The organism is Sorangium sp. So ce131, assembly GCF_051519095.1.
Lineage (GTDB): Bacteria > Myxococcota_A > Polyangia > Polyangiales > Polyangiaceae > Sorangium.
In genome coordinates this window covers 2085699-2107536 of record NZ_CP150455.1, presented here as the reverse complement: position 1 = coordinate 2107536, position 21838 = coordinate 2085699, and the positions used below count along the sequence as shown (strand labels likewise).

The following is a 21838-nucleotide window of genomic DNA, read 5'->3' as shown; positions in this document are numbered from 1 at the left end:
CCGGACCGACGGTGACCGCCGCGGGCGCCGCGCCGCGAGCCCCCTACGGGGGCGACCCGCTGCGCCGGCGCACGGCGCTCCTCCAGGATGAGCTCTGGGCTCCCTTGGCCGGGCCGCAGCATGGATCCATTCAGCCCTCCCTGAGCTGCACTGACGAGGCTGTAGGGTAGTCGAGGCGCTGTAACACGTGCGACCCCGGGTCCGCCTGCACTGGACTCGGGCTGTTCCTGAGTCCAATCCATCTTTTCCGCACAGGCACCTTACACCCAGCGGCGGCGGCGAGAAAGGGCCATCCGGCGCGCCGCTCGCGACGGCGCGGGCGCTCGGCGCGTGGGCTCAGGAGGAGCGCCGCTCCTGGAGCGAGCGCGAGTGGCGGAGGATCACCTCGAAGACCTCGGCGACGCCGTCGGGGTCGAGCCCGAGCTCGGCGGCGCAGCCGCGCCGGGACTCCATGAGCCGCGCCTCCCGCAGCGGATCGCGGACGGCGGCGCCGATCGTGGCCTTGGCGCGCGCGGCGCGCTGGACGAGCTCGGAGCGGCGCGCGAGCAGCCCCACGAGCTCCAGGTCGAGCTCGTCGATGAGCTCCCGCGTCTCGCGGAGCTCGGGGGAGAGCGCGCCGAGATCGGGGATCGCGAGCGCGGCGTCCTCGGGCGCGGCGTCCTTCGCGGCGACGTCGAGGCTGCGGTCGATGGCGACGAGCGCGTCGATGAGCCGGCGGCGCGCCTCGCCCGCGAAGGGGTTCTCCCGGTGCAGCGCCGCGAACAGGTGGCCGGCGTCGGCGCGCACCGTCTCGATGGTGCGCGCGATGCCCTGGAACGAGGGCGGCGCGTACGGCGCGCCGGCGGGCACGCCCGCGTCCATCATGCCCTTCGCCATGAAGAACGCGAGCGCGTGGGTGAAGGCCATCACCCGGTCGTGCTCCTCCGGGGCCTGCTCGAGCACCTGGCACCCGATCCGCTCGAACAGCGCGACCACGCGGCGCACCGCGTCCGGGTGCGCCGGGTTCGGGCAGACGACGGCGCGCAGCGGGCGCTCCCCGCGGGCGAGGCTCGCCGGACCGAAGAGCGGGTGCGTCGCGACCCACGGGCGGTCGACGCCGAGCACCTCGGCCATGGCGCGCGCGGGCACGGTCTTCACGCTGCCCACGTCGGCCACCACCTGCCCGGGCGCGAGGTGCGGCCGCAGGGACGTGATGGCGTCGCGCATCGCCGGGACCGGGACCGCGACGAGGACGAGGTCCGCGCCGTCCACGAGCTCCGGCAGCGAGGCGGCGCGCGCGGCGCCCTGGACCTCGGCCCCCGGGTCGAGCGCGCGCACCCCGATCCCCGCGTCGCGCAGCAGCGACCCGAGCGCGGCGCCGAAGCGGCCGTACCCGAGGAAGGCGACGTTGCCGATGCGCGCGGGCAGAGGGGGACCGCCCGCGCGGTGTGGGAGGGGATGCGGCATGGCGCGGATACTACGACAGGCGGTCCGGGCCGACGCCACGTTTTCTTGGGACGCCTAGGGCGGCGCGGCGGGCAGGCTCGCGGCGCCGCCCGGAGCGGCCGGCGGCGCGGCGCTCGCCGGGCGATCGTGGCCATCGTCGCGGCGCTCGCCCGGGCTCGCGGCGCGCGCCGCGACGATGGCCAGGATCGCGATCAGCGACGCGATGGCCGCGATCAGCCCGACGCGCGCCCGCCTGGCGCCCCGGTCCGGCGGGGCGTGCTCGGCCGCGATCGAGGGCGCCGGCGCGCTCGGCACGACGCTCTCGTACGAGCGCGGACCGGACGGCGGCGGCGGCGCCGAGCGCGGGCCCGAGCGCGGCCCCGACAGCGGCGCCGAGCGCGGCCCCGAGCGCGGGCCCGACTGCGGCGCCGAGCGCGGCCCCGACGACAGCGGCCCTGCGTTGAGCCCGAGCCCGATCGTCGGGAGCGACGCGCGGGGGCGGGGCGGGAGCGTGGCGCCGAGGATGCGCGCGGCGCGCTCCGCGTGCCCCTGGCTGGCCACCGGCGCGAGGGGGGCGAGCGCGATCGCCAGCTCGGCCACGTTCGCGGGGCGCCGCTCCGGATCCTTCTCGAGGCAGCAGAGGAGGATCCGCTCGACCGCGGGGGGGATGTCGCCCCGGATCGCGCTGGGGAGCCCCGGGTCCGCGCCCGCGACGCGCAGCGAGAGATCGGCGAGCGACGTCGCCTCGAACGGCGGCTGCCCCGTCAGCAGGTGGTAGAGGATCGCGCCGAGCGACCAGAGATCGGCGCTGGCGTAGACCTCGTCCGACCGGCGCACCTGCTCCGGCGACGCGTAGAGGGCAGCGCGGGGCAGCTCACCGGGCGACCCCGGCGCGCCGGGGTCGCCCGCGCGCGCGTCGGAGAGCTCTTCCCAGAGGCCGAAGTCGCGCACCTTCAGGACCGTCGACCCGTCGGGCGCCTCGACGAGCAGCAGGCTCGCCGGCTCGAGGCCGCGGTGCACGATCCCCGCCGCGTGCGCCTCGGCCACCGCCACGCAGGCCTGCAGCACGTAGTCGAGCGCCTCCGGGATATCGAGCGTGCGCCGCTCGCGCAGCACCTCGGCGAGGTCCCGCCCCTCGACGTGCTCCATCACGACGTAAGGGACGCCCGAGCCGAGCAGGCCGGCGTCGAGCACGCGCACGACGTGCTCGCCCCTGAGCAGCGCCGCCGCGCGCGCCTCCTCGAGGAGCCGCTCCGCCGCGCCTCGCCGGCGCTCGTCGAGCAGGAGCTTGATCGCGACCTGCTGCGGTTGAGAGAGGTGGCTGGCGCCGACCACCATCGCCATGGCGCCCTCGCCCAGGACCCGGTCGACCCGGTATTTCTCAGCGATCACGTCCCCTGCGACGACAGGTGCGTTCATCAAGGCTCCCCGCAGCGCGCACAGACGCGGGGGCAGCTTGCCGCCCCCGTACATGCATGATCACATCCTAGCACGCACGTTCGCTGAATTGGCGGCCATCACGCGCGGCCGTCGAAGCGCAAACCGCGCGGCCACGGCGGCGGCGATAGGAGCAATGAATTCAGCGTCTTATCGAGCCAGCGTGGCCCGCCGGCGCGCGCGCCGCGCTGGCGCGAGCAGCGCGTCGATGTAGGCGGGCCAGAGCGCGGCGCTGGCGAGCCCAGCAGCGACGCCGCTGTCGACATACGGCGGCTGCGCGGCTCGGTTGAGCGCGCCTCGCGGCTCGCGTGAGCCCGCCCCCTGCTCTACATTCCCGGGCGTCTCGGGAAGGGGGGACGCCTCATGGCTCGGGCGGAGACGGCTGAGATCCACCGTTGCGGCCGCTTCCTCGTGCGCAGGCAGGCGATCGCGGGCAGGACCGTCGTGCAGAAGATCGCCCGCGCGACGCCGCGGTGCCCGGGCGCGGCGGCGCTCCTCCGCGGCGAGGCCGCCGTCCTGCAGCGGCTCGACGTGCCCGGCGCGGCGCGGGTGATCGCGCTGCTCGGCCCCGAGGACGCGCCGGTGCTCGTCCTCGAGGACGCCGGCGCCGACGACCTCGAGCGGCGGATCGCCGGAGGGCCGCTCGCGCTGGGCGAGCTCTTCGAGATCGCGATCGCGCTCGCCGACGCCTGCGCGCGCCTCCACGAGCGCGGCGTCGTCCACCGCGCGCTCGCCCCGCGGCGCGTGCTGCTCGGCCCGGGCGGAGAGGTCACGCTCGTCCACTTCACCGACGCGGCCGAGCTCACGAGCGTGCCCGGGGCCGCGGCGCTGGAGGACCTGAAGGCGCTGCCCTTCAAGCCGCCGGAGCAGCTCGGGCGCATGGACCGGTTCGTCGACGGCCGATCGGACCTCTACGCGCTGGGGGCGATCCTCTACGCGATGCTCACCGGCGCGCCGCCCTTCCAGGAGGCGGATCCGCTCGCGCTCGTGCACTCGCACGCCGCGAGGTGCCCGGTGCCCGCGCGCGTCGTGAACCCGGCGGTCCCGGCGGCGCTCTCCGAGCTGACGCAGCGGCTGCTCGCGAAGATGCCGGAGCTCAGGTACCAGAGCGCGGCGTCGCTCGCCGAGGACCTGCGGGAGGCGCGGCGGAGGTGGCGGGCCGAGGGCGCGATCGCGCCGTTCGAGCTCGGCCGCCTCGAGCTCGCGCAGCGGCTCCCGCTGCCCGAGCGCCTGGTCGGGCGCGATCGCGAGCTCGCCGCGCTGCGGGCCGCGGCCGAGCGGGCGTCCGGCGGCGCGACGGAGCTCTTCCTCGTGACGGGGGACGCCGGCGTCGGCAAGACCGCCCTCGTAGAGGCCGCGCGGGGCGCGGTCGACGAGCGGGGCGGGCGGTTCGTGTCGGGCAAGCTCGATCAGCGCGCCGCGGACGTGCCCTACGCGCCCGTCGCGGAGGCGCTCCGCGCCCTCGCGGGCGCGCTCCGCGCCGAGGCGGAGGAGCCGGCGGGGATGGCCCGCGCAGCGCTCCTGCGCGCGGCGGGCGAGCAAGGACGCGCGCTCGCGGAGATCTGCCCGGAGATCGGCGCGCTCTTCGCGGCGGCGCCGCCGCTCCCCGCCGTCGATCCGCTGCGCGCGGAGAGCCGCCTGCTCCTCGCGCTCCAGGCGTTCGTGCGCGCCGTCGCGGGCGCGGCGCCCGAGGGCCGGCCGCTCGCGATCTTCCTCGACGACCTCCAGTGGACCGACGCGGCGTCGCTCCGCGCCCTGCGCGCGCTGGCGACGGACCCGGGCAGCCGCGGCGTGCTCCTGCTCGGCGCCTACCGGCCGAAGGAGCTGGGGCCCACGCACCCGCTGCACGCGGCCCTGCGGGAGATCCGGCAGGCGGAGGTCGCCCCGGTCACCCGCGTGTCGCTCGGCCCGCTGGACCTCGAGGCGCTCGTCGCGCTGCTCGCAGGCTGGCTGCGGTGCGAGCCGGAGCGGGCGCGGCCGCTCGCGGAGCTCGTCCTCGCGAGGACCGCGGGCAACCCGCTCTTCGTCCGCCAGCTCCTGCGCGCGCTCCAGCGGCAAGGGCTGCTCGCCTTCGACGCGGCGCGAACGACGTGGACCTGGGATCTCGGCCGGATCGAGCGCGTCGGGATCACCGACAACGTGGTCGAGCTGATGACCGAGGCCGTGCGCCAGCTGCCCGAGGAGGCGCAGGAGCTCGTGCAGATCGCGGCGTGCGCCGGCAAGCGGGCGGAGGTCGGGCTGCTCGCGGCCGCGTCGGGCAGGTCCGTCGACGAGGCGACCGCGGCGCTCGGGCAGCCGCTCGGCGAGGGGCTGCTCGCGGCGGACCGCGAGCCCGGGGCGGGGCTCGCGGTGCGGTTCGCCCACGATCGCGTCCAGCAGGCCGCCTACGAGCTCCTGCCGGTGGGGCGGCGGCGGGCGCTGCACCTCCGGATCGGACGGCTCCTCGCGGCCGCCTGCCGCGCCGGCGCGGACGACGCGCTGTTCGACGCGGTGAACCAGCTGGACCTCGGCGCCGCGCTGCTCGGGGTCGAGGAGCGGGAGGAGCTCGCCGCGCTGAACCACCGCGCCGGCCTGAAGGCGCGCGGCGCGGCGGCGTACGGGCCGGCGCTCTCGTGCTTCCGCCGCGGCCTCGGGCTCTTGCCGGAGGGGGCGCACGCGTCGCGCCGCGCGCTCTGGCTCGCCCTGCGCCGGGACGCGGCGGAGTGCGCCGCGCTCACCGGGGAGCACGCCGCGGCGCGCGCGCTCGTCGAGGAGGCGCTCGGCCGCGCGGCGTCGATCCCCGAGCGGATCGATCTGGAGGGGATCCGGCTCCTCAGCGCGACGCTCTCCGGCGAGCACGCGCTCGCGCTCCGGTGGGGGCGCGCGGCGCTCCGCGACTGCTTCGGGGTCGAGCTGCCCTCGTCGGACCTCGAGGCGGAGATCGCCGCGCAGCGGCGGGCCGTCGAGGCGCGGCTCGGGGGGCGTCCGCCCGAGTCGCTCCTCGACCTGCCGCTCATCACCGGGCCGGAGGAGCGGGCCCACATGAAGCTCGTCTCGGGGATGCTGACGCCCGCCTGGTTCGCGGAGCGGCGGCAGCTCTCGCTGCTCACGCTGCTCGGCGTCCGCTTCGCGCTGGAGCACGGCAACTCGAGCGAGGGGATCCTCCCCTATGCGGGGCACGCGCTGTTCCTGGCGTCCGAGGGCGACATCGCCGGCGCCCAGGGCTTCGGCCGCCTCGCCGTGGAGCTCGCGCGCAGGCTCGGCGACCGCGCGCAGGAGACGGTGGCGCTGCATATTTACACCGAGTTCGTCCGCCCGTGGGGGGCGTCGTTCGCCTCGTGCGCGGCCCAGTTTCGCGACGTCGTCGCGCTGGGGCGGTCGTCCGGCGAGCTGCGCTACGCCGCCTACGCGTACACGGGGATCGTGGAGCACTCGCTCGCCGCGGGGGCGGCGCTCGATCGCGTGCTGCTCGATCTCGACGAGGGGCTCGCGTTCAGCCGGCAGACCGGCAACAAGGCCATGCTGCTCTACCAGAGCGCCTACCGGCAGATGATCCGGTGCCTCAAGGGGCAGACGCGGGGCCGGAACCGCTTCGACGACGGCGGGTTCGACGAGCGCGCCTTCCTCGAGGCGGCGCAAGGAGAGCCCGCGGTCGTGTGCGTGTACCACATCCTGCGGCTCGAGACGTCGTACCTGCTCCGGGACCAGGCCGAGGCGATCGCGCGGTCCGAGGCGACGATCCCGTACCTGCAGTTCCTCGGGGGCTACATCGCCGGCTGCCAGCGAGCGTTCTTCGCCGTGCTCACCCTGCTGTGGCGGTGCGACGGGGCGAGCGCCGCGGAGCGGGCCGCGCTGCTCGCGCAGGTGGACGAGGTGCGCCGGCGCTTCGGGCGGTGGGAGTCGACGTGCGCGGACAACTTCCGCGCGGCGCGGCTGCTCATCGACGCGGAGATCGCCCGGGTCGCGCGGGACGTCGAGGCGGCCGGCGCGCTGTACGACGAGGCGATCGAGGCGGCGACGAGCGCGGGCATCGCGCCGGCCGCGGCGCTCGGCAACGAGCTGGCCGGGCGCTTCTACCGCGGGCTCGGGCGGGCCCGCATCGCGGCCATGTACCTGCGCGCCGCGCGGCGGGGTTACGCGAGCTGGGGGGCCTCCGAGAAGGCGCGCGCGCTCGCCGAGGAGCTCCGGATCGGCGACGGCGGCGAGGAGCCCGGCGCCGACGAGGAGCGCTATCCGGCGGCCGCGCTGGACGCGCTCAGCCTGCTCAAGGCGGCCGAGACCCTCTCGGGGGAGATCGTGCTCGATCGGCTGCTCGAGAAGCTGCTCGGCGTGTGCCTGGAGGCCGCCGGCGCCGAGCGCGGCGCGCTCGTGCTCGAGGAGGACGGCGGGCTGTTCGTGCGGGCGGCGGGGCGCGCCGCGGGGCCGGTCTCCATCGAGCGCGCGCCGCTCGCCGGGTCGCGCGAGGTCCCGGAGAAGCTCGTCGAGCGCGCGCGGAGGGCGCGGGAGATCGTCGTCGTCGACGACGCGGCGAGCGACGGGGATCTCGCCGGGGATCCGCGCTTCGCCGGGGGCGGCGCGGGGTCGGCCCTGCTCCTGCCCCTCCAGCGGATGGGCGCGCTGCTCGGGGTGCTCTACCTCGAGAACACGCTCGCGACGCGCGCCTTCACGCGCGACCGCGTCCACGTGCTGGAGCTCCTGTCGGCCCAGATCGCGATCGCCCTCGAGAACGCCTGCCTGTACCGCGCGGCGCAGGACGCGATCCGCGTCCGCGACGAGTTCCTCAGCGTCGCGTCGCACGAGCTGAAGACGCCGGTCACCTCCCTGCGCCTCGGGCTGCAGGCGCTGATCCACCAGCGCGGGCGCGTGCCCGACGAGCGCGCCGCCCGCGCCCTCCAGCGCGCGGATCGGCAGGTGCAGCGGCTGATCCGGCTGATCGACGACCTCCTCGACGTCTCGCAGATCCACACGGGCCGGCTCGCGCTGCACGTCGAGCCGGTGGATCTCGCGGAGGCCGTGGGCGACGTGGTGGAGCGGCTCGGGGAGCGCATCGCGCAGTCCGGGTCGCGCGTGAGCGTGCGCGCGGAGCCGTCCGTGGTGGGGTCGTGGGACCGGAGCCGGCTCGACCAGGTGATCTCGAACCTGATCGACAACGCCCTCAAGTTCGGCGCGGGCAAGCCGATCGAGATCTCGGTCGCGCGGCGGGAGGGCACCGCCGTGCTCGCGGTGCGGGACCACGGGATCGGGATCCCGGCCGACAGGCTCCCCCACGTGTTCGAGCGGTTCGAGCGCGCGGTGTCGAACCGCCACTACGGGGGCCTCGGGCTCGGGCTCTACGTGGTGAAGAGCATCGTGGAGGCGCTCGGCGGCGCGGTGCGCGCGGACAGCCTGCCCGACGAGGGGACGCGGCTCACGATAGAGCTGCCCTGCGCGCCGCCGCCGTCGAGCCGGGCGGCGCCGCCCCTGTCGCTCGGCGACGCGCAGCGCTGAGCGCGGCGCGCGGCCCGAGCGCGGCGCGCGGCGTCAGATCCCCGCGGGCTGCTGGGGAACGAACAGGATGAACGGCGTCTTCGGCTCCTCGCCCGGCGGCGCCGCGCGCGGCGCGCGCTCGCCCTTCGGGCCGAGGCTGCGGATGAACCGGTACATCGCGCGGAGGTCGCGCTCGTCCAGCGTGGTGTAGTTCGGCCACGGCATCGGCGGGCGGCCGGCGCCCGCGCGGAACAGCGCCACCCACGCGTCCTCGCTGAAGACCTGGACGGTGAGCCGGAGGTTCTCCGCGTAGGTCGTCCCCCACGGGCCGCGGTAGCCGACGTCGCTGCCGGTCAGCCACTCCGAGGTCGGGAGCTTGCCGGCTGATCGATCCCAGCCGGGCGTGTGGCAGTCGTTGCAGCCGCCCACGAGGACCAGGTACCTGCCGGCCTCCTCCGGGCTCGACGCGTTCACGTGGGGCGAGGCGGGGGGCTGAGCGCCGACCGCACAGCCGAGGATCACCGCGAACACCGCGCCGGGCACCCAGCGCACAGCCCAGCGCGCGGCGCGCGCGCGCGCCGCGGAGGGCGATGACTCATCTCTCGTTTCGATCGCCATTCCGCTCATTCCACCATCCTTCCGGCGCGATCCGGGTCGATTTGCGCAGGGAATGTGGTCTGCAGCGCCCATGCCGGGCGGCCGGGCGCCGCCGCGAGCACGTCCGCCGGCGAGGTGGGCGCGGCGGGGGACGCCTGGGGCGTTATCGGCGGGCGGCGTCGGACCTGCGCGGCGCCGAGAGCAGCGGCCGGAGGCCGTTGACGCAGGCGAGGACGGCAGAGCCGTTGTTCATGAGCGTCGCCATGACGGGGTTCAGGAGCCCCGGGATCGAGAGCGCGTACGCGACCGCGTTCACGCCGAGGATCATCGAGAAGTTCTGGTGGATGAGGCGCATGGCGGCGCGCGAGATGTCGATCGCCTCGACGAGCTTCGAGAGGTCGTCCTCGACGAGGATGACGCCCGCCGCCTCCCGGGCGATCTCCGCCCCCGCGGACACAGAGATGCCGACATCGGCGTACGAGAGCGCCGGGGAGTCGTTGATGCCGTCGCCGACGACCGCGACCGTGCGGCCCTCCTGCGTGAGCCGCCGGGTGATCTCCGCCTTGTCCTCGGGCAGCATCTCGGCGAAAAAGCGTGTGATCCCGAGCTCGTGCGAGACCTGCCGCGCCACCTCGCGGCTGTCGCCCGTCAGCATCACGATGTCGTCGATCCCGCGCGCGCGCAGGCTCTGGATCGTGGCGCGGCTCTCGGGCCGGATCGCGTCGCGGTAGGCGAGCGTGGCCACGTGCCGGCCGTCGACCGCGAGGAAGAGGAGCGACCTGGCCTGCGCCTCGAGCGAGCGCCGCGCGCCGGGCTCGGTGCGGCACGCGACGCCGAGCTCGTCGAGGAAGCGGGGGCTGCCGAGCTGCACGACCTTGCCCGAGACCCGCGCCTGCACGCCCCGGCCGACGAAGTAGCGGGAGTCCTCGCGCTCCGGGATCGACAGCCGCCACGCCTCGGCCAGGCGGAGCACCGCCTGGGAGACGGGGTGGGTCTGCCGCGCGGAGACGGCGGCGGCGAGCGCGGCCGCCTCGCGCTCGGGCAGGTCGCCGTGGACGAGGACGTCCGTGACCTCCGGGGTCCCCGAGGTGAGCGTGCCGGTCTTGTCGAACACGATGGTCGACACCTTCGCGAGCTTCTCGAGGTAGGCGCCGCCCTTGATGAGGATCCCGCGCCGCGCCGCGGCGTTCATCGAGGCGAGCACCGTGGTCGGCGCGGAGACGCGCGGCCCGGTGCCGAAGTCGATCGTGAGGATCGCGGAGACGCGGCCGAGATCCCGCGTGGCCGCGAGCACGACGGCCGAGCACGCGAGCGCGGGGGGGACGAGCCGGTTCGCGACGACCTCGGCGTAGTTCTGGGCGCGCGTCTCCAGGGCGGGCGCGCTCTCGATGAGCCGCGCCGTGCTCGCGGCCGTGGTGTCGCCGCCGACGCGGTCGGCGCGGATGTAGAGCTTGCCTTCCTTGATGACCGTCGCGGCGAAGCAGCGGTCGCCGGGGCCCTTGAGCGCGGGCATCGACTCGCCGGTCAACGTCTGCTGATCGACGAGCCCCTCGCCGTCCGTGACCGTGCCGTCGACGGGGATCACCGAGCCGGTGTAGACGACGAGGATGTCGCCGACCGCGAGCTCGGCCACCGGGATCTGCACCTTGGCGTCGCCGCGGACGACCCACGCGAGGTCCTGCTGGTAGCCGAGCAGGCCGCGGATCGCGCGCCGGGCGCGCGCCTGGGTGAGGTCGCGGATGTGATCGCCGAGCGTGACCAGCCAGATGATGCCGGCCGCGTTGATGGCGTCGCCGGTGGCCACGGCCGTGGCGATCGCGAGGCTGTCGAGCAGGTCGACGTTCAGCTTGCGCCGCTGGACCACCGACTCCCACGCCCGCTGGAAGATGGGGACCGAGGTCGCGGCGATGAACGGGTACGCGAGCAGCGGAGAGACGAGCCCGCCGAGCGAGAGGAACATGCCGGCGCTGGAGAGGTAGAGCGGGCGGCGCGCGAGGGCGGCCGCGCGCCGGGCCTCGCGGGCGCGCCGGGCGGCGCGCAGGGCGCCGCGCGGGGCGGGGGCGGCGGAGGCCGAGGCGGCGGCGCGCACGATCGCGGCGAGGTCGACCCGCCGCGGGTCGTGCTCGACGACGGCGCTCGACGCGCCCTCGGCGATGCGGACGGCGAGGACCCCCGGCACCGCCGCGAGGCCCGCCTCGAGCTGCGGGCCGAAGGCCACGTCGCGACCCAGGCGCGGGAGCCGCAGGCGCACCCTGCCGGGGAGGACGTGGACGACCGAGACCGGCTCGGCGCCGCGCGACGGCAGCGCGGCGCTCATGAGCCCGTCCCGCCGGGAGAGGCGGCCGGCGCGGCCTCGCCCGCGGCCGGATCCGCGCCCGCGGCCGGATCCGCGCCCGCGGCCGGATCCGCGCCCGCGGCCGGATCCGCGCCCGCGGCCGGATCCGCGCCCGCGAAGACACGCTGGATGCGGTCGTGGTTGAGCACGAGGAAGGCGTCGAGGCCGTACTTGAGGAGCGTGATCCAGTGGGGCATGGCCGGGGCGCGCCGCGTCAGCACCTGGAGCAGCCCGGAGCCGACGAGCAGCCCCGGGACGAGGAGCTTGAGGTCGACCTGCGGCGGCGGGACGGCCTGCGACGCCGCGTTGAGCCGCGCCGCGGCCCGCACCGCGAGGCGCGCGGTCCGGCCGGGGCTCGGCGGCTCGGCGGGCGCGGCGCAGCGCGGCGGCGCGTCCGGGGTCGCCGGGAGGCAGGCGCAGGCTGCGAGCTCCGGGATCTGCGCGAGCTCGGTCAAGACGGCCTCGAGCGGGACGTCGGGCTCGTACTCGACCGTGAGGGAGGCGGACCACACGTCGACGCGCGCGTCGACGACGGAGGGGAGCTCACGCGCGAGCTCCGCGATCTGCTCCGCCCTGGCCGTGTCGCCGCGGAGCGCGCCGGCGCCGAGGCGCACGCGCCCTGGGATGGAGTGGATGATGAAGACCCCTCGATCGCTCGGCATGGCTCACCTCCCGGCCGGCGAGGCCGGGCACACACGACCCGTCTCCACTTCAGCTCGCGCGCCGCCCCGGGCGCCGCTCGGACTAGAGGCGCCCCGCCGCGCCCCGCTCGTCCCGCGCCATCTCCTCCCGCACCTCGGCGACGAGGTCGGCGAGCTGCTCCTTGCGCTCGCCGAGCGCGAGCCTGACCGCCCGGGCCGCGACGAAGCCGAGCTTCAGGGCCCTCTTGGCGGCAGGGCGGGTGATCCTCGTCAAGCTGGCGAGTCCGATGCCGATGATGATGCCGAGCCCGAGGCGTTCCATCCCCCCTCCTCCCCTCATGACGCGCGCGCGACCGGCGCCGCAAACAACGATGAACGACTCGACGGACGCGGCCAGAGACCGAGATCCCGGGCCGCCGAGGCACAGAAGGTGCGGAGAGATCGCGACTTCCGCGAGTGCCTACCATCGTTTTGTAACACCCGAGTCGCACGATCGCCACGTGGTTTTCATGTCCACTCGACACCTGACTTGCGCGCTGGCGGGTCGATCTGTCCTGCCCGCGCGCGCCTGGACGACGACGACGGCGAGGAGGACGCGAGTCCAGCGCGGGCCGAGCGCCCGGGCGTCCGCGCGGCAGGCCGCGCGCGACGGCGCGCGATGGCGCGCCACGCCGAGAGGCCCGGGTGTCCGTCGCTTCCAGCCCCGCGACGACCGTGGTAAAACTCCGGTCATGGAAGCGGGGCCGCAAGAGGAAGCGCCGACGAACCGGGACGGAGGCTCTCTCGTCGCGGAGATCCTGGAGCACACGGGGCTCGCCCCCGCCGACGAGGCGTACCACGGCGTGAAGAAGGGCGTGGAGGCCGTCCTGGGGCGGGTGGCCCGCCGGGCGGAGGGCGGCGCGACGATCGACAACGCCCTGGTCGACCTGTGGATCGCCGAGATCGACCACCGGCTGTCGCGCCAGATCGACGAGATCCTGCATCACCCGGTGTTCCAGCGCCTCGAGGCCGCGTGGCGCGGGCTCAAGTTCGCGGTCGATCACATCGATTTCCGCGAGAATATCCGGATAGAGCTCCTGAGCTGCTCGAAGGAGGACCTGCTCGCCGATTTCGAGGACTCGTCCGAGATGGTGAGGAGCGGCCTTTACAAGATCGTCTATTCGTCGGAGTTCGGCACCTTCGGCGGCAGGCCGTTCGGGGCCATCATCTCGAATTACGAGTTCGGCCCTGGGCCCCAGGACATCGTGCTCCTCCAGAGATGCGCGGCCGTCGCGGCGATGGCGCACGCGCCCTTCCTCGCCGTCGCGGGCCCGCAGTTCTTCGGGCTCAAGGACTACCGGAAGGTGCCGCACCTCGGCGACATCAAGGCGCTCTTCGAGGGGCCGCAGTACGTGAAGTACAACGCGTTCCGGGAGACCGAGGACGCGCGCTACGTGGGCCTGCTCCTCCCCCGCTTCCTCCTGCGCCTGCCGTATGGCCCGGGCACCGTCCCGGTCAGGGCGTTCTCGTACGAGGAGGACGTGGTCGGCGACCACGCGGCCTACTGCTGGGGCGCCCCGACCTACGCGTTCGCGACCCGGCTCGCGGAGAGCTTCGCCCGACATAGGTGGTGCCTGCACATCATCGGGCCTCAGTCCGGCGGCACGGTCGAGGGGCTCACGCTCCACGAGTACGAGGCGATGGGCGCGATCCAGACGAAGATCCCGACCGAGATCATGCTGACCGAGCGCCGCGAGTTCGAGCTGAGCGAGGAGGGCTTCATCGGGCTCACGTTCCGCAAGGACACCGACAACGCCTGCTTCTTCTCGGCGAACTCGGTGCAGAAGCCGAAGTATTTCGGCCAGAGCGAGGAGGGGCGCGCCGCCGAGCTCAACCACCGCCTCGGCGCGCAGTTGCCGTACATGTTCCTCGTCAGCAGGCTCGCCCACTACATCAAGGTGATGCAGCGAGAGCAGATCGGTACGTGGAAGGAGCGCAACGACCTGGAGCGCGAGCTGAACGGCTGGCTGAGCCAGTATGTCGCGGACATGGATGTCGTGTCGCCCGCCGTGCGCTCCAAGCGGCCGCTCCGCCGGGCGCGGACCGTGGTGACCGAGGTCGAGGGGAGCGCGGGCTGGTACCGGGTGCAGCTCGAGGTGCGGCCGCACCTCAAATACATGGGGGCGTATTTCACCTTGAACTTGATGGGAAAACTCGACCGGGAGTGAGCCCGGCGACGGCCGCGGCCGCCGCGCGGCGCCCGTCCCCGCCGACATCCGCTTTCATCGGCCGATCCGCGCGGCCGCGGCCCGTGGTAGAGCGCCTCATGCGCACGCAACGACAGCCCACGGCCCCCCTCGCGATCACCCTCGCCCTCTGCGCGCTGCCGGCCTGCGGCCCTGCCGCGAGCCCGAAGCCGCCGCCCCCCGCGCCGCCCCCGGCGGCGGCCCCGCAGCCGGCGCCCCAGGGGCTGCCGGTCGTCGAGACGTCGCTCGAGAACGTCGGGCTCGACGGGTCGGCGATCGACCGCTCGGCCGACCCTTGCCAGGACTTCTACCAGTTCGCCTGCGGCGGCTGGAACGCGAAGGTGGAGATCCCGGGCGACGAGGTGGGCTGGTACCGGAGCTTCAACGAGATCGAGAAGCGCAACGAGGCGGAGCTCCGGCGCATCCTCGAGGAGGCCGCGAAGGCCGGCGGGCCGGATCCGGTGACCGCGAAGATCGGGGCGTATTACGGGGCGTGCATGGATGAGGCCGCGATCGAGGCCGGCGGCGCGAAGCCGATCGCGGATCTGCTCGCGAAGGCGCGGCGGGTGCGGGACGCGAAGGGCGTCGCCGCGCTCGTGACCGAGCTCCACGGCCGCCGCATCTGGGCGCTCTTCGACATCGAGGCGGCGCAGGACATGAAGGACGCGACGCGCGTGATCGCGCAGCTCGACCAGAACGGGCTCGGCCTGCCGGACCGCGACTACTACCTGAACGAGGACGACAAATCGAAGGCGATCCGCAAAACCTACGAGGAGCACGTCGCGCGGATGATGCGGCTCGCGGGCTGGGCGGAGGCCCAGGCGAAGGCGGCGGCGGCGGACGTGCTCGCGGTCGAGACGGAGCTCGCGAAGATCTCGAAGACGCGGGTCGAGCGGCGGGATCCGAAGGGGCTCTACAACAAGATGGACCGGGCGACGCTCGCGAAGACCGCGCCGGACTTCCCCTGGGACGCCTACTTCCAGGGGCTCGGGCGGCCGGACGTCAAGGAGCTGAACGTGACCTCCGTCCGCTTCTTCGAGGGGCTCTCGCGGCTGCTCAAGGCGACGAAGCCGGCGGCGTGGCAGAGCTACCTCGCGTGGCACGTGGTGCGCTCCACGGCGCCGCTCCTGCCGAAGGCGTTCGTCGACGAGGCGTTCACGATGCAGGCCGCGCTGACCGGCCAGAAGGAGGTGCGCCCGCGCTGGAAGCGCTGCGTGGACGCGACCGACGCCGCGCTCGGCGAGCTCCTCGCGCAGCCGTTCGTCAAGACGAGCTTCCCGGGCGAGAGCAAGCCGGCGGCCGAGTCGATGGTGCGCGAGATCAGCGAGGCGTTCGCGCGCGAGGTCCGGGCGCTCGGCTGGATGGATGAGGGCACGAAGCAGCGGGCGCTCGCGAAGCTCGGCGCGATGGCGTACCTCATCGGGTATCCCGACAAGTGGCGGACGTACGATTTCGAGGTGGATCCGAAATCGTACGCGAAGAGCGCGCTCGCCGCGCGCGCGTTCCACACGCGGTGGGATCTCGGGAAGATCGACAAGCCGCTCGATCGGGACGAGTGGCAGATGAGCCCGCCCTCGGTGAACGCCTATTACGATCCGCAGCGCAACCACATGGTGTTCCCTGCCGGCATCCTTCAGCCGCCGTTCTACAGCGTGAAGTCGAGCGTGGCGGTGAACCTGGGCGGCATCGGCATGGTGGTGGGGCACGAGCTGACACACGGGTTCGACGACGAGGGGTCGCAGTTCGACGCGAAGGGCAACCTGGAGGACTGGTGGTCGAAGGACGTCGGGGCGTCGTTCAAGGAGCGGACGGCCTGCGTCGAGGCGCAGTACGCGGCCTACGAGCCGCTGCCGGGGCTGAAGGTGAACGGCAAGCTGACGCTGGGCGAGAACATCGCGGATCTCGGGGGGCTGAAGCTCGCGTTCAACGCATACCGCGCGATGCGCAAGGGCGCGGCGGAGCAGACGGTGGCGGGCGGGTTCACGGAAGATCAGCAGTTCTTCCTGGCGCACGGGCAGGCCTGGTGCGGCAAGATGCGCGAGGAGGCGCTGCGGATGATGGTGCAGGTGAACCCGCACTCCCCGCCGCGGTTCCGGGTGAACGGGCCAGTCGCGAACCTCCCGGAGTTCGGGGAGGCGTTCAAGTGCGCGACGGGGACGCCGATGAGGCCGGCCAAGATGTGCTCGGTCTGGTAGGGAGGGACGGGCCCCGACGGCGCGTTCGGCTCGGCTCCGCGCCCCCCTACTTCGGCCAGGTGAACCGGAACGTGGCCCCCTGGTCGAGGATCGAGTCGACCCGCACCCGCCCGCCCCGCGTCTCGACGATCTTCTTCACCACGGAGAGCCCGATCCCGGCCCCCTCGACCTTGTCCCGCGCCTCCAGCGTCTGGAAGATCCCCCAGATCCGATCGTGGTATTCGGGCGCGATCCCCGGCCCGTTGTCCTCCACGGCGAACTCGTAGGCGTCCCCCACGTCCCGAAAGCTGAGCTGCACGCGCGGCTCGACCCGGGTCAGCGCCGTGAACTTGATCGCGTTGCCGAGCAGGTTCATGAACACCTGCTGCAGCGGCACCCGCTCGGCCCTCACCGTGGGCAGCCCCGGCTGCACCTCGATCACCACGTGCGGCGGCGGCGCCATCAAATCGAGCACGTCCTTGACCATCGCCGCCGTGTCCACCGGCACCGCCTCCTCCCGCACCCGCCCCGCCCGCGAGTAGGCGAGGATCCCGTCGATCAGCGCCTCCATGCGGTGGACCCGCCCGAGCAGCAGCCTCACGTGCTCGTGCGAGGCGGGTGACAGCTGGTCGCCGACGTCCTCCTGGATCCACTGCGCCAGGCTCGCGATCCCGCGCAGCGGCGCCTTCAGGTCGTGCGACGTCACGTACGCGAACCGGTCGAGCTCACGGTTCGACTGCTCCAGCGCCTGCGTGAGCCGCGAGAGCTCCGCGGCCCGCTGCTCCGCCTGCTGCCGCGCCCGCACCATGTCCGTGACCTCGATGGCGTGGGTCATCACGCCGAACGCGGCGCCGTCCTCCCCGATCAGCGGCTGGTAGACGAAGTTGAAATACCCCTCCTCCGTCCGCCCGAAGCGCTCCACGCGCACCGGCATCTCGTTGCCGACGTACGCCTCGCGCGTCGCGAGCACCTGATCGTACAGCTCGAAGAGCCCCTGGCCGGCGAGATCCGGGAACGCCTCCGGCACCGTCTTGCCCACCAGCGGCCGGTTCCCGGCCATGACCTGGTAGAGCGGGTTGGCGGCCTCGATGACGTGCGTGGGCCCGCGGGCCACCATGATCGCCGCCGGCGCCTGCAGGAACACCTCGTTCAGCCGGTTGCGCTCGATCTCGAGCTGCCGCTTCAGGTGGTGCTGATCGGTGATGTCGCGGGCCGTGAGCACCGTGCCGATCTGCCCCCCGTCCTCGCCGTGGACCGGCACCGCGCTCCCCTGGATGCGGCGCGGCGGCGCGCCGGGGGGCCGCACGATCCACTCCTCGTCGATCACGCGCTCGCCCCGCCGCGCTCGGGCCGACGGGATCGCGTCGGGCGGGTACGGCGTGCCGTCCAGCCGCTCCAGCGGGGTCGTCTCCTGCTGCTCGGCGAGCGTCGACCCGGTGCAGAGCCCGGGGTGGAGGGTGCGGGCCATCTCGTTCAGGAAGCTGACCCTGCCCTCGCTGTCGAAGGTCACCACCGCGTCGGCGATCTGCCCGAGCATCGCCGCCCGCTCCGCCGCGAGCGCCTCGACGCGCTGCCGGGCGAGCACCTGCTCGGTCGTCTCCACCGCGTGGGCCATGATGCCGAAGACGCCCCCGCGCGCGTCCGTCAGCGGCTGGTAGACGAAATCGAGGTAGACGGCCTCCAGCGCGCCGCCGCCGCGGTCGATCTTCACCAGCGCGTCGTGGGCCACGAACGGCTTGCCGGTGCTGCGCACGGCGTCGAGGACCTCCGCGAACCCCTGGCCGGCGACCTCGGGCAACGCCGCCCGCAGCGGCTTGCCGAGCACGTCGCGCCCCCCGACGAGCGCGATGTAACGCGGGTTGGCCACGGTGAACGTGTGCTCCGGCCCCTCCAGCACGGCGATGCTCGCCGGGACCTGCATGAACACCTCGTAGAGGCGCTCGCGCTCGGCCTTGGCCTCCGCCAGCGCGCGGTCGCGCTCGATCCGGGCCCGCACCTCCTGGGTCACGTCGAAGACCGACACGAAGATGCCGCCCACCGCGCCCGACTCGTCGCGGACGGGGTTGTAGCAGAGCGTCAGGTAGTGCTCCTCGACCTGCCCGTGCGGCGCGAGCGGGTACATCGTCTCCTCGAAGAAGACCGTCTCGCCGCCGAAGATCCGCGGGTAGATCCCCTCGTTGATGTGCCAGACCTCTGGCCAGCACTCCCGGTTCCCCTGCCCGAGCCCCGCCGGGTGCTTGGCCCCCATGAGCAGCCGGTAGTCGTCATTGTAGATCTGGATGAGCTCCGGCCCCCAGAGCACGATCATCGGGAACCGGGAGCTCAGCACGATGCTCACCGCCGTCTTCAGGCTCTGCGGCCAGCGCTCGACGGGGCCGAGCGGCGTCGCGCTCCAGTCCTTCGCCCGGCAGAGCGCGCCGAGCTCCCCCCCGGCCGGAAAAACGCTGTCGACGGTCGCCGCGCGGCGCGCCCCGCCGGCGGCGACGTCGTCCCCGGCGCGAGAGAGCAGCTTGCTCGACGGTCGGCTCATTCCAGGGGCTCCATGGCGGACAGACGAGCAAATGCCCCACGGGACGTCAAGCGCGCGGCGCGCGGGCGCCGCGGTACGAGCGCTGCATCCCTGCGGTCCCATGAACGTGGCCGTGATCTTCTATTCGCTCTACGGCGACACTGCCGCGCTCGCCACCGCGGTCGCCGAGGGCGCGAGGCAGGCCGGGGCGGCGGTGCGACTCCGGCGGGTGGGCGAGCTCGCGCCGGCCGATCGCTGGAGCGAGCAGGAGAGGATACGCGCCGCCCGGGAACACCTCGCCTCCGTCCCGCTGGCGCAGGGCGAAGACCTCGTGTGGGCGGACGGGATCGCCCTCGGCTCGCCCGCGCGGTACGGCGCCATGAGCGCGCAGATCGGGCGCTTCCTCGACGGCGCGCGGGGGCTCTCGGGCGACCTCGCCGGCAAGGTGGCGTGCGTGTTCTGCTCGCCGTCCCCCGCCCCGGGCGCGCAGCGCGCCGCCGTCCGCTCCATGATCGCGCCCCTCCTCGACCACGGGGCGCTGATCCAGGCCCCCGCCCGCGCGGAGACGGAGCGGATGGACAGCACAGCACGGCCCGACAGCCAGCCTCCGCAGGGGCCTCTCCGCGCGCCGATCGGGCTCGACCTGCCCCGGGCGCGCGCGCTCGGCAGGAGGCTCGCGCTCTCCGCGCGGCGGACTCGCGGGTAAACGCGGAGCGCGCGCCGCTCCGCCAGCCTGTGCCGTGGCCGCGCCCCGGCGGCGAGCGCTGGAGTCCCGGACAAGCGCGCAGCAAATCAGCAGCAGCTCGCCTTGCCCCGCGCGCATGGGGAAAGCGCGGCCGCGGAGGGCTGATACAACTCCGCCCGATCTTCGCACCTGGTTGGAACCGATGGTCGTCAGGGAGGGCCCGACACGGGCCGCGGCGACCGCCTTGCTGAACAACAGGGGAGCTCACCGATCCAATGAGCGCACCGGCGCAGCGCAAGAACACCCCCCGTCCGCGGCCGCGGCGAGAGGGCGGGATATCAAGGCTCATTCCAGGGGACACCGCGCGGGGGACCGCCGCGCCCGACGCGCCCGGAAGGCGCGCCAGCGCCGAGAGGCTCCGGTTCTTCCTCCGGGTCGGCGCCTACTTCAAGGGGGAGTGGGCGCACCTCGGGGCGCTTTGCGTCCTCGTCGCCGTCTCCATCGCGATCAGCCTGCTCCAGGTGTGGCCGGTCGCCGTGATCGTGGACCTCATCTCGAGCGGGCCGCGCGAGGGGGACTTCGTCCATCACCTCCTGCTGGCGCCGCTGCCGGACAGCCTGCTCGGCCGCGTCGTCGGGCTCGCGGCGATGACGCTCGCCCTCCGCGTCGCGCAGGAGTTCGTGGGCATGGGCCGCGCCCTGCTCAACTTCCGCATCGGCTACGGCGGGCTGACGCGCGTGCGGTGCGACGTGTACCGGAAGCTCCAGGCGCTCCACATCGGCTATCACCGGGCGCAGCCGCAGGGGGACGCCCTCTACCGCCTCAACCAGGACGCCGCCGGGTTCCACGGGATCCTCAACGTGGCCGTCTCGGTGATCGGGAGCGCGCTGACGCTCGCGGTGATGATCTGCATCATGGCGTCGCGCAGCCCGGCGCTCACGCTGCTCGCGCTCGCGGTGGTGCCGCCGCTCCTGCTCACGAACGCGCGGTTCGGGCGCGCGCTGCGCCGGAAGTGCACCGAGGCGAAGGAGGTCGAGAGCGAGCTCACGACGTCCGTGCAGCGCTCGATGGCGTCGATCGGGCTCGTCCAGGCGTTCGGGCGCGAGGCGGACGAGGAGGCGCGGTTCCACGCGACCCTGCGCAACAGCGTGAAGGCGTGGCTCCGGCTCCACCACGACGAGCTCGGCCACGCGCTGACCGTGGGTTCGATCCTCGGGCTCGGCGGCGCGCTCGTGCTCGGCTACGGCGGCTACCTCGTCGTGGAGGCGCGCGCGGGCGCGGGCCCGTCGAGCATGACCCTGGGCGCGCTGACGGCGTTCCTCGGCTACCTCGGCATGCTCTACGACCCGCTCTGCAAGCTGACCGGCGCGGGCGCCGCGGTGCAGGGCGGCGTGGCGGGCGCGCAGCGCGTGTTCGAGGTGCTCGACCGCGATCAAGCGGTGGCCGACGGGCACGACGCGGCCGCCTTGCCGCAGGGGCCGCGCGCGCTCGCGCTCGATGGCGTCGGCTTCGAGTACCGCCCGGGGCACCCGGTGCTGCGCGGGATCGACGCGACCATCCGGCCGGGGGAGATGGTCGCGTTCGTGGGCTCGGCCGGCGCCGGCAAGACGACGCTGCTCAGCCTGCTGCCGCGCTTCCACAACCCGACCCACGGGGCGCTGCGGCTCGACGGCATCGACACGCGCGCGATCCGCATCGCCGACCTCCGGAGGCACATCGCGCTCGTCCTCCAGGACAGCATCCTCCTGCCCGCGACGATCGCCGAGAACATCGCCTACGGCCGGCCCTCCGCGACCGACGAGGAGATCCGGCGGGCGGCCGCCTTGGCGGGGGCGGCGCGCTTCATCGAGGCGCTGCCGGACGGCTACGCGACGCAGATCGTCGACGGCGGGCTGAACCTGTCCGCCGGCCAGCGGCAGCGCGTCGCCATCGCCCGCGCGCTGCTGACCGACGCGCCGATCCTGGTGATCGACGAGCCCACGGACGGGCTCGACGCGGAGCACGAGCGGACGATCGGCGATGCGCTGCGCGCGCTGAAGGGCCAGCGGACGATCATCCTCATGAGCCACCGGCTGAGCAACGTCGTCGACTGCGATCAGATCTTCGTGATGGAGCGCGGCCGCGTCGTCGAGCGCGGCGCGCACGCCGAGCTCTTGCGCCGGGGCGGCGCCTACACCGAGATGGCGCGCTGGCAGCTCCTGCACGCGCCGCACGCGCCGCACGCGCCCCACGCGCCCCACGCCCACACCGCGCCGAGGAGCGCGCGGCGCGCGCTGCCGATGCCGGCGCTTCCGCCGACTGAGGCCTTCTGGGGCGACGACGCCGTGATGGGCTGATCTCGATCTCGGGTCGCGGACGGCGTCGC

The 21838-nt window shown here is 74.2% G+C and carries 12 protein-coding genes; 5 read left to right on the top strand and 7 right to left on the bottom strand.

Annotated elements, in window-relative coordinates; translation table 11 throughout:
* Window positions 1–336: 336 nt before the first annotated feature.
* Window positions 337–1446 carry a prephenate dehydrogenase/arogenate dehydrogenase family protein gene (locus WMF43_RS07725; RefSeq protein ID WP_437678699.1) on the bottom strand — a complete coding sequence of 370 codons (1110 nt, stop codon included), beginning with the start codon at window positions 1444–1446 and terminating at the stop codon, window positions 337–339.
* A 54-nt stretch (window positions 1447–1500) separates the two neighbouring features.
* On the bottom strand, window positions 1501–2844 hold the full coding sequence (locus WMF43_RS07720; RefSeq protein ID WP_437678697.1) for a protein kinase domain-containing protein: 1344 nt from the start codon (window positions 2842–2844) through the stop codon (window positions 1501–1503).
* A 381-nt stretch (window positions 2845–3225) separates the two neighbouring features.
* Here WMF43_RS07720 and WMF43_RS07715 point away from each other — a divergent pair, with 381 nt between their 5' ends.
* Window positions 3226–8328 carry a sensor histidine kinase gene (locus tag WMF43_RS07715; RefSeq protein ID WP_437678695.1) on the top strand — a complete coding sequence of 1701 codons (5103 nt, stop codon included), beginning with the start codon at window positions 3226–3228 and terminating at the stop codon, window positions 8326–8328.
* 33 nt (window positions 8329–8361) lie between these two features.
* On the opposite strand, the gene WMF43_RS07710 is transcribed toward WMF43_RS07715, so the two are convergent.
* The 4 genes from WMF43_RS07710 to WMF43_RS07695 all read right to left on the bottom strand — a co-directional run bounded on the left by WMF43_RS07710 (window position 8362) and on the right by WMF43_RS07695 (window position 12202).
* Window positions 8362–8934: a cytochrome C gene (locus WMF43_RS07710; protein WP_437678693.1), complete on the bottom strand. Its 573-nt coding sequence runs from the start codon at window positions 8932–8934 to the stop codon at window positions 8362–8364.
* A gap of 133 nt (window positions 8935–9067) precedes the next feature.
* Window positions 9068–11221 carry a heavy metal translocating P-type ATPase gene (locus WMF43_RS07705; protein ID WP_437678691.1) on the bottom strand — a complete coding sequence of 718 codons (2154 nt, stop codon included), beginning with the start codon at window positions 11219–11221 and terminating at the stop codon, window positions 9068–9070.
* The gene (locus tag WMF43_RS07700) at window positions 11218–11901 is read right to left on the bottom strand and encodes a hypothetical protein (protein ID WP_437678690.1); all 684 of its coding nucleotides are present in this window, start codon (window positions 11899–11901) and stop codon (window positions 11218–11220) included. The genes WMF43_RS07705 and WMF43_RS07700 overlap by 4 nt, the downstream gene beginning before the upstream one ends.
* An 82-nt stretch (window positions 11902–11983) precedes the next feature.
* Window positions 11984–12202 carry a hypothetical protein gene (locus WMF43_RS07695; protein ID WP_437678689.1) on the bottom strand — a complete coding sequence of 73 codons (219 nt, stop codon included), beginning with the start codon at window positions 12200–12202 and terminating at the stop codon, window positions 11984–11986.
* Between the two features lie 409 nt (window positions 12203–12611).
* Between WMF43_RS07695 and tssC the strand changes: the two genes are divergently transcribed.
* Window positions 12612–14087, top strand: coding sequence for a type VI secretion system contractile sheath large subunit (gene tssC / locus WMF43_RS07690; protein WP_437678688.1), 1476 nt, complete (start codon window positions 12612–12614; stop codon window positions 14085–14087).
* Window positions 14088–14185: 98 nt separating this feature from the next.
* On the top strand, window positions 14186–16300 hold the full coding sequence (locus WMF43_RS07685) for a M13 family metallopeptidase (protein ID WP_437678686.1): 2115 nt from the start codon (window positions 14186–14188) through the stop codon (window positions 16298–16300).
* A 46-nt stretch (window positions 16301–16346) separates the two neighbouring features.
* Here the strand turns inward: WMF43_RS07685 and WMF43_RS07680 are convergent, their stop codons facing one another.
* Window positions 16347–18809 (bottom strand): PAS domain-containing sensor histidine kinase, encoded by a 2463-nt coding sequence (locus tag WMF43_RS07680; RefSeq protein WP_437678685.1) that lies wholly within the window; start codon window positions 18807–18809, stop codon window positions 16347–16349.
* 100 nt (window positions 18810–18909) lie between these two features.
* Between WMF43_RS07680 and WMF43_RS07675 the strand changes: the two genes are divergently transcribed.
* On the top strand, window positions 18910–19494 hold the full coding sequence (locus WMF43_RS07675) for an NAD(P)H-dependent oxidoreductase (RefSeq protein ID WP_437678684.1): 585 nt from the start codon (window positions 18910–18912) through the stop codon (window positions 19492–19494).
* 254 nt (window positions 19495–19748) lie between these two features.
* Window positions 19749–21809, top strand: coding sequence for an ABC transporter ATP-binding protein (locus WMF43_RS07670; protein ID WP_437678682.1), 2061 nt, complete (start codon window positions 19749–19751; stop codon window positions 21807–21809).
* The last annotated feature ends 29 nt before the right edge of the window (window positions 21810–21838 follow it).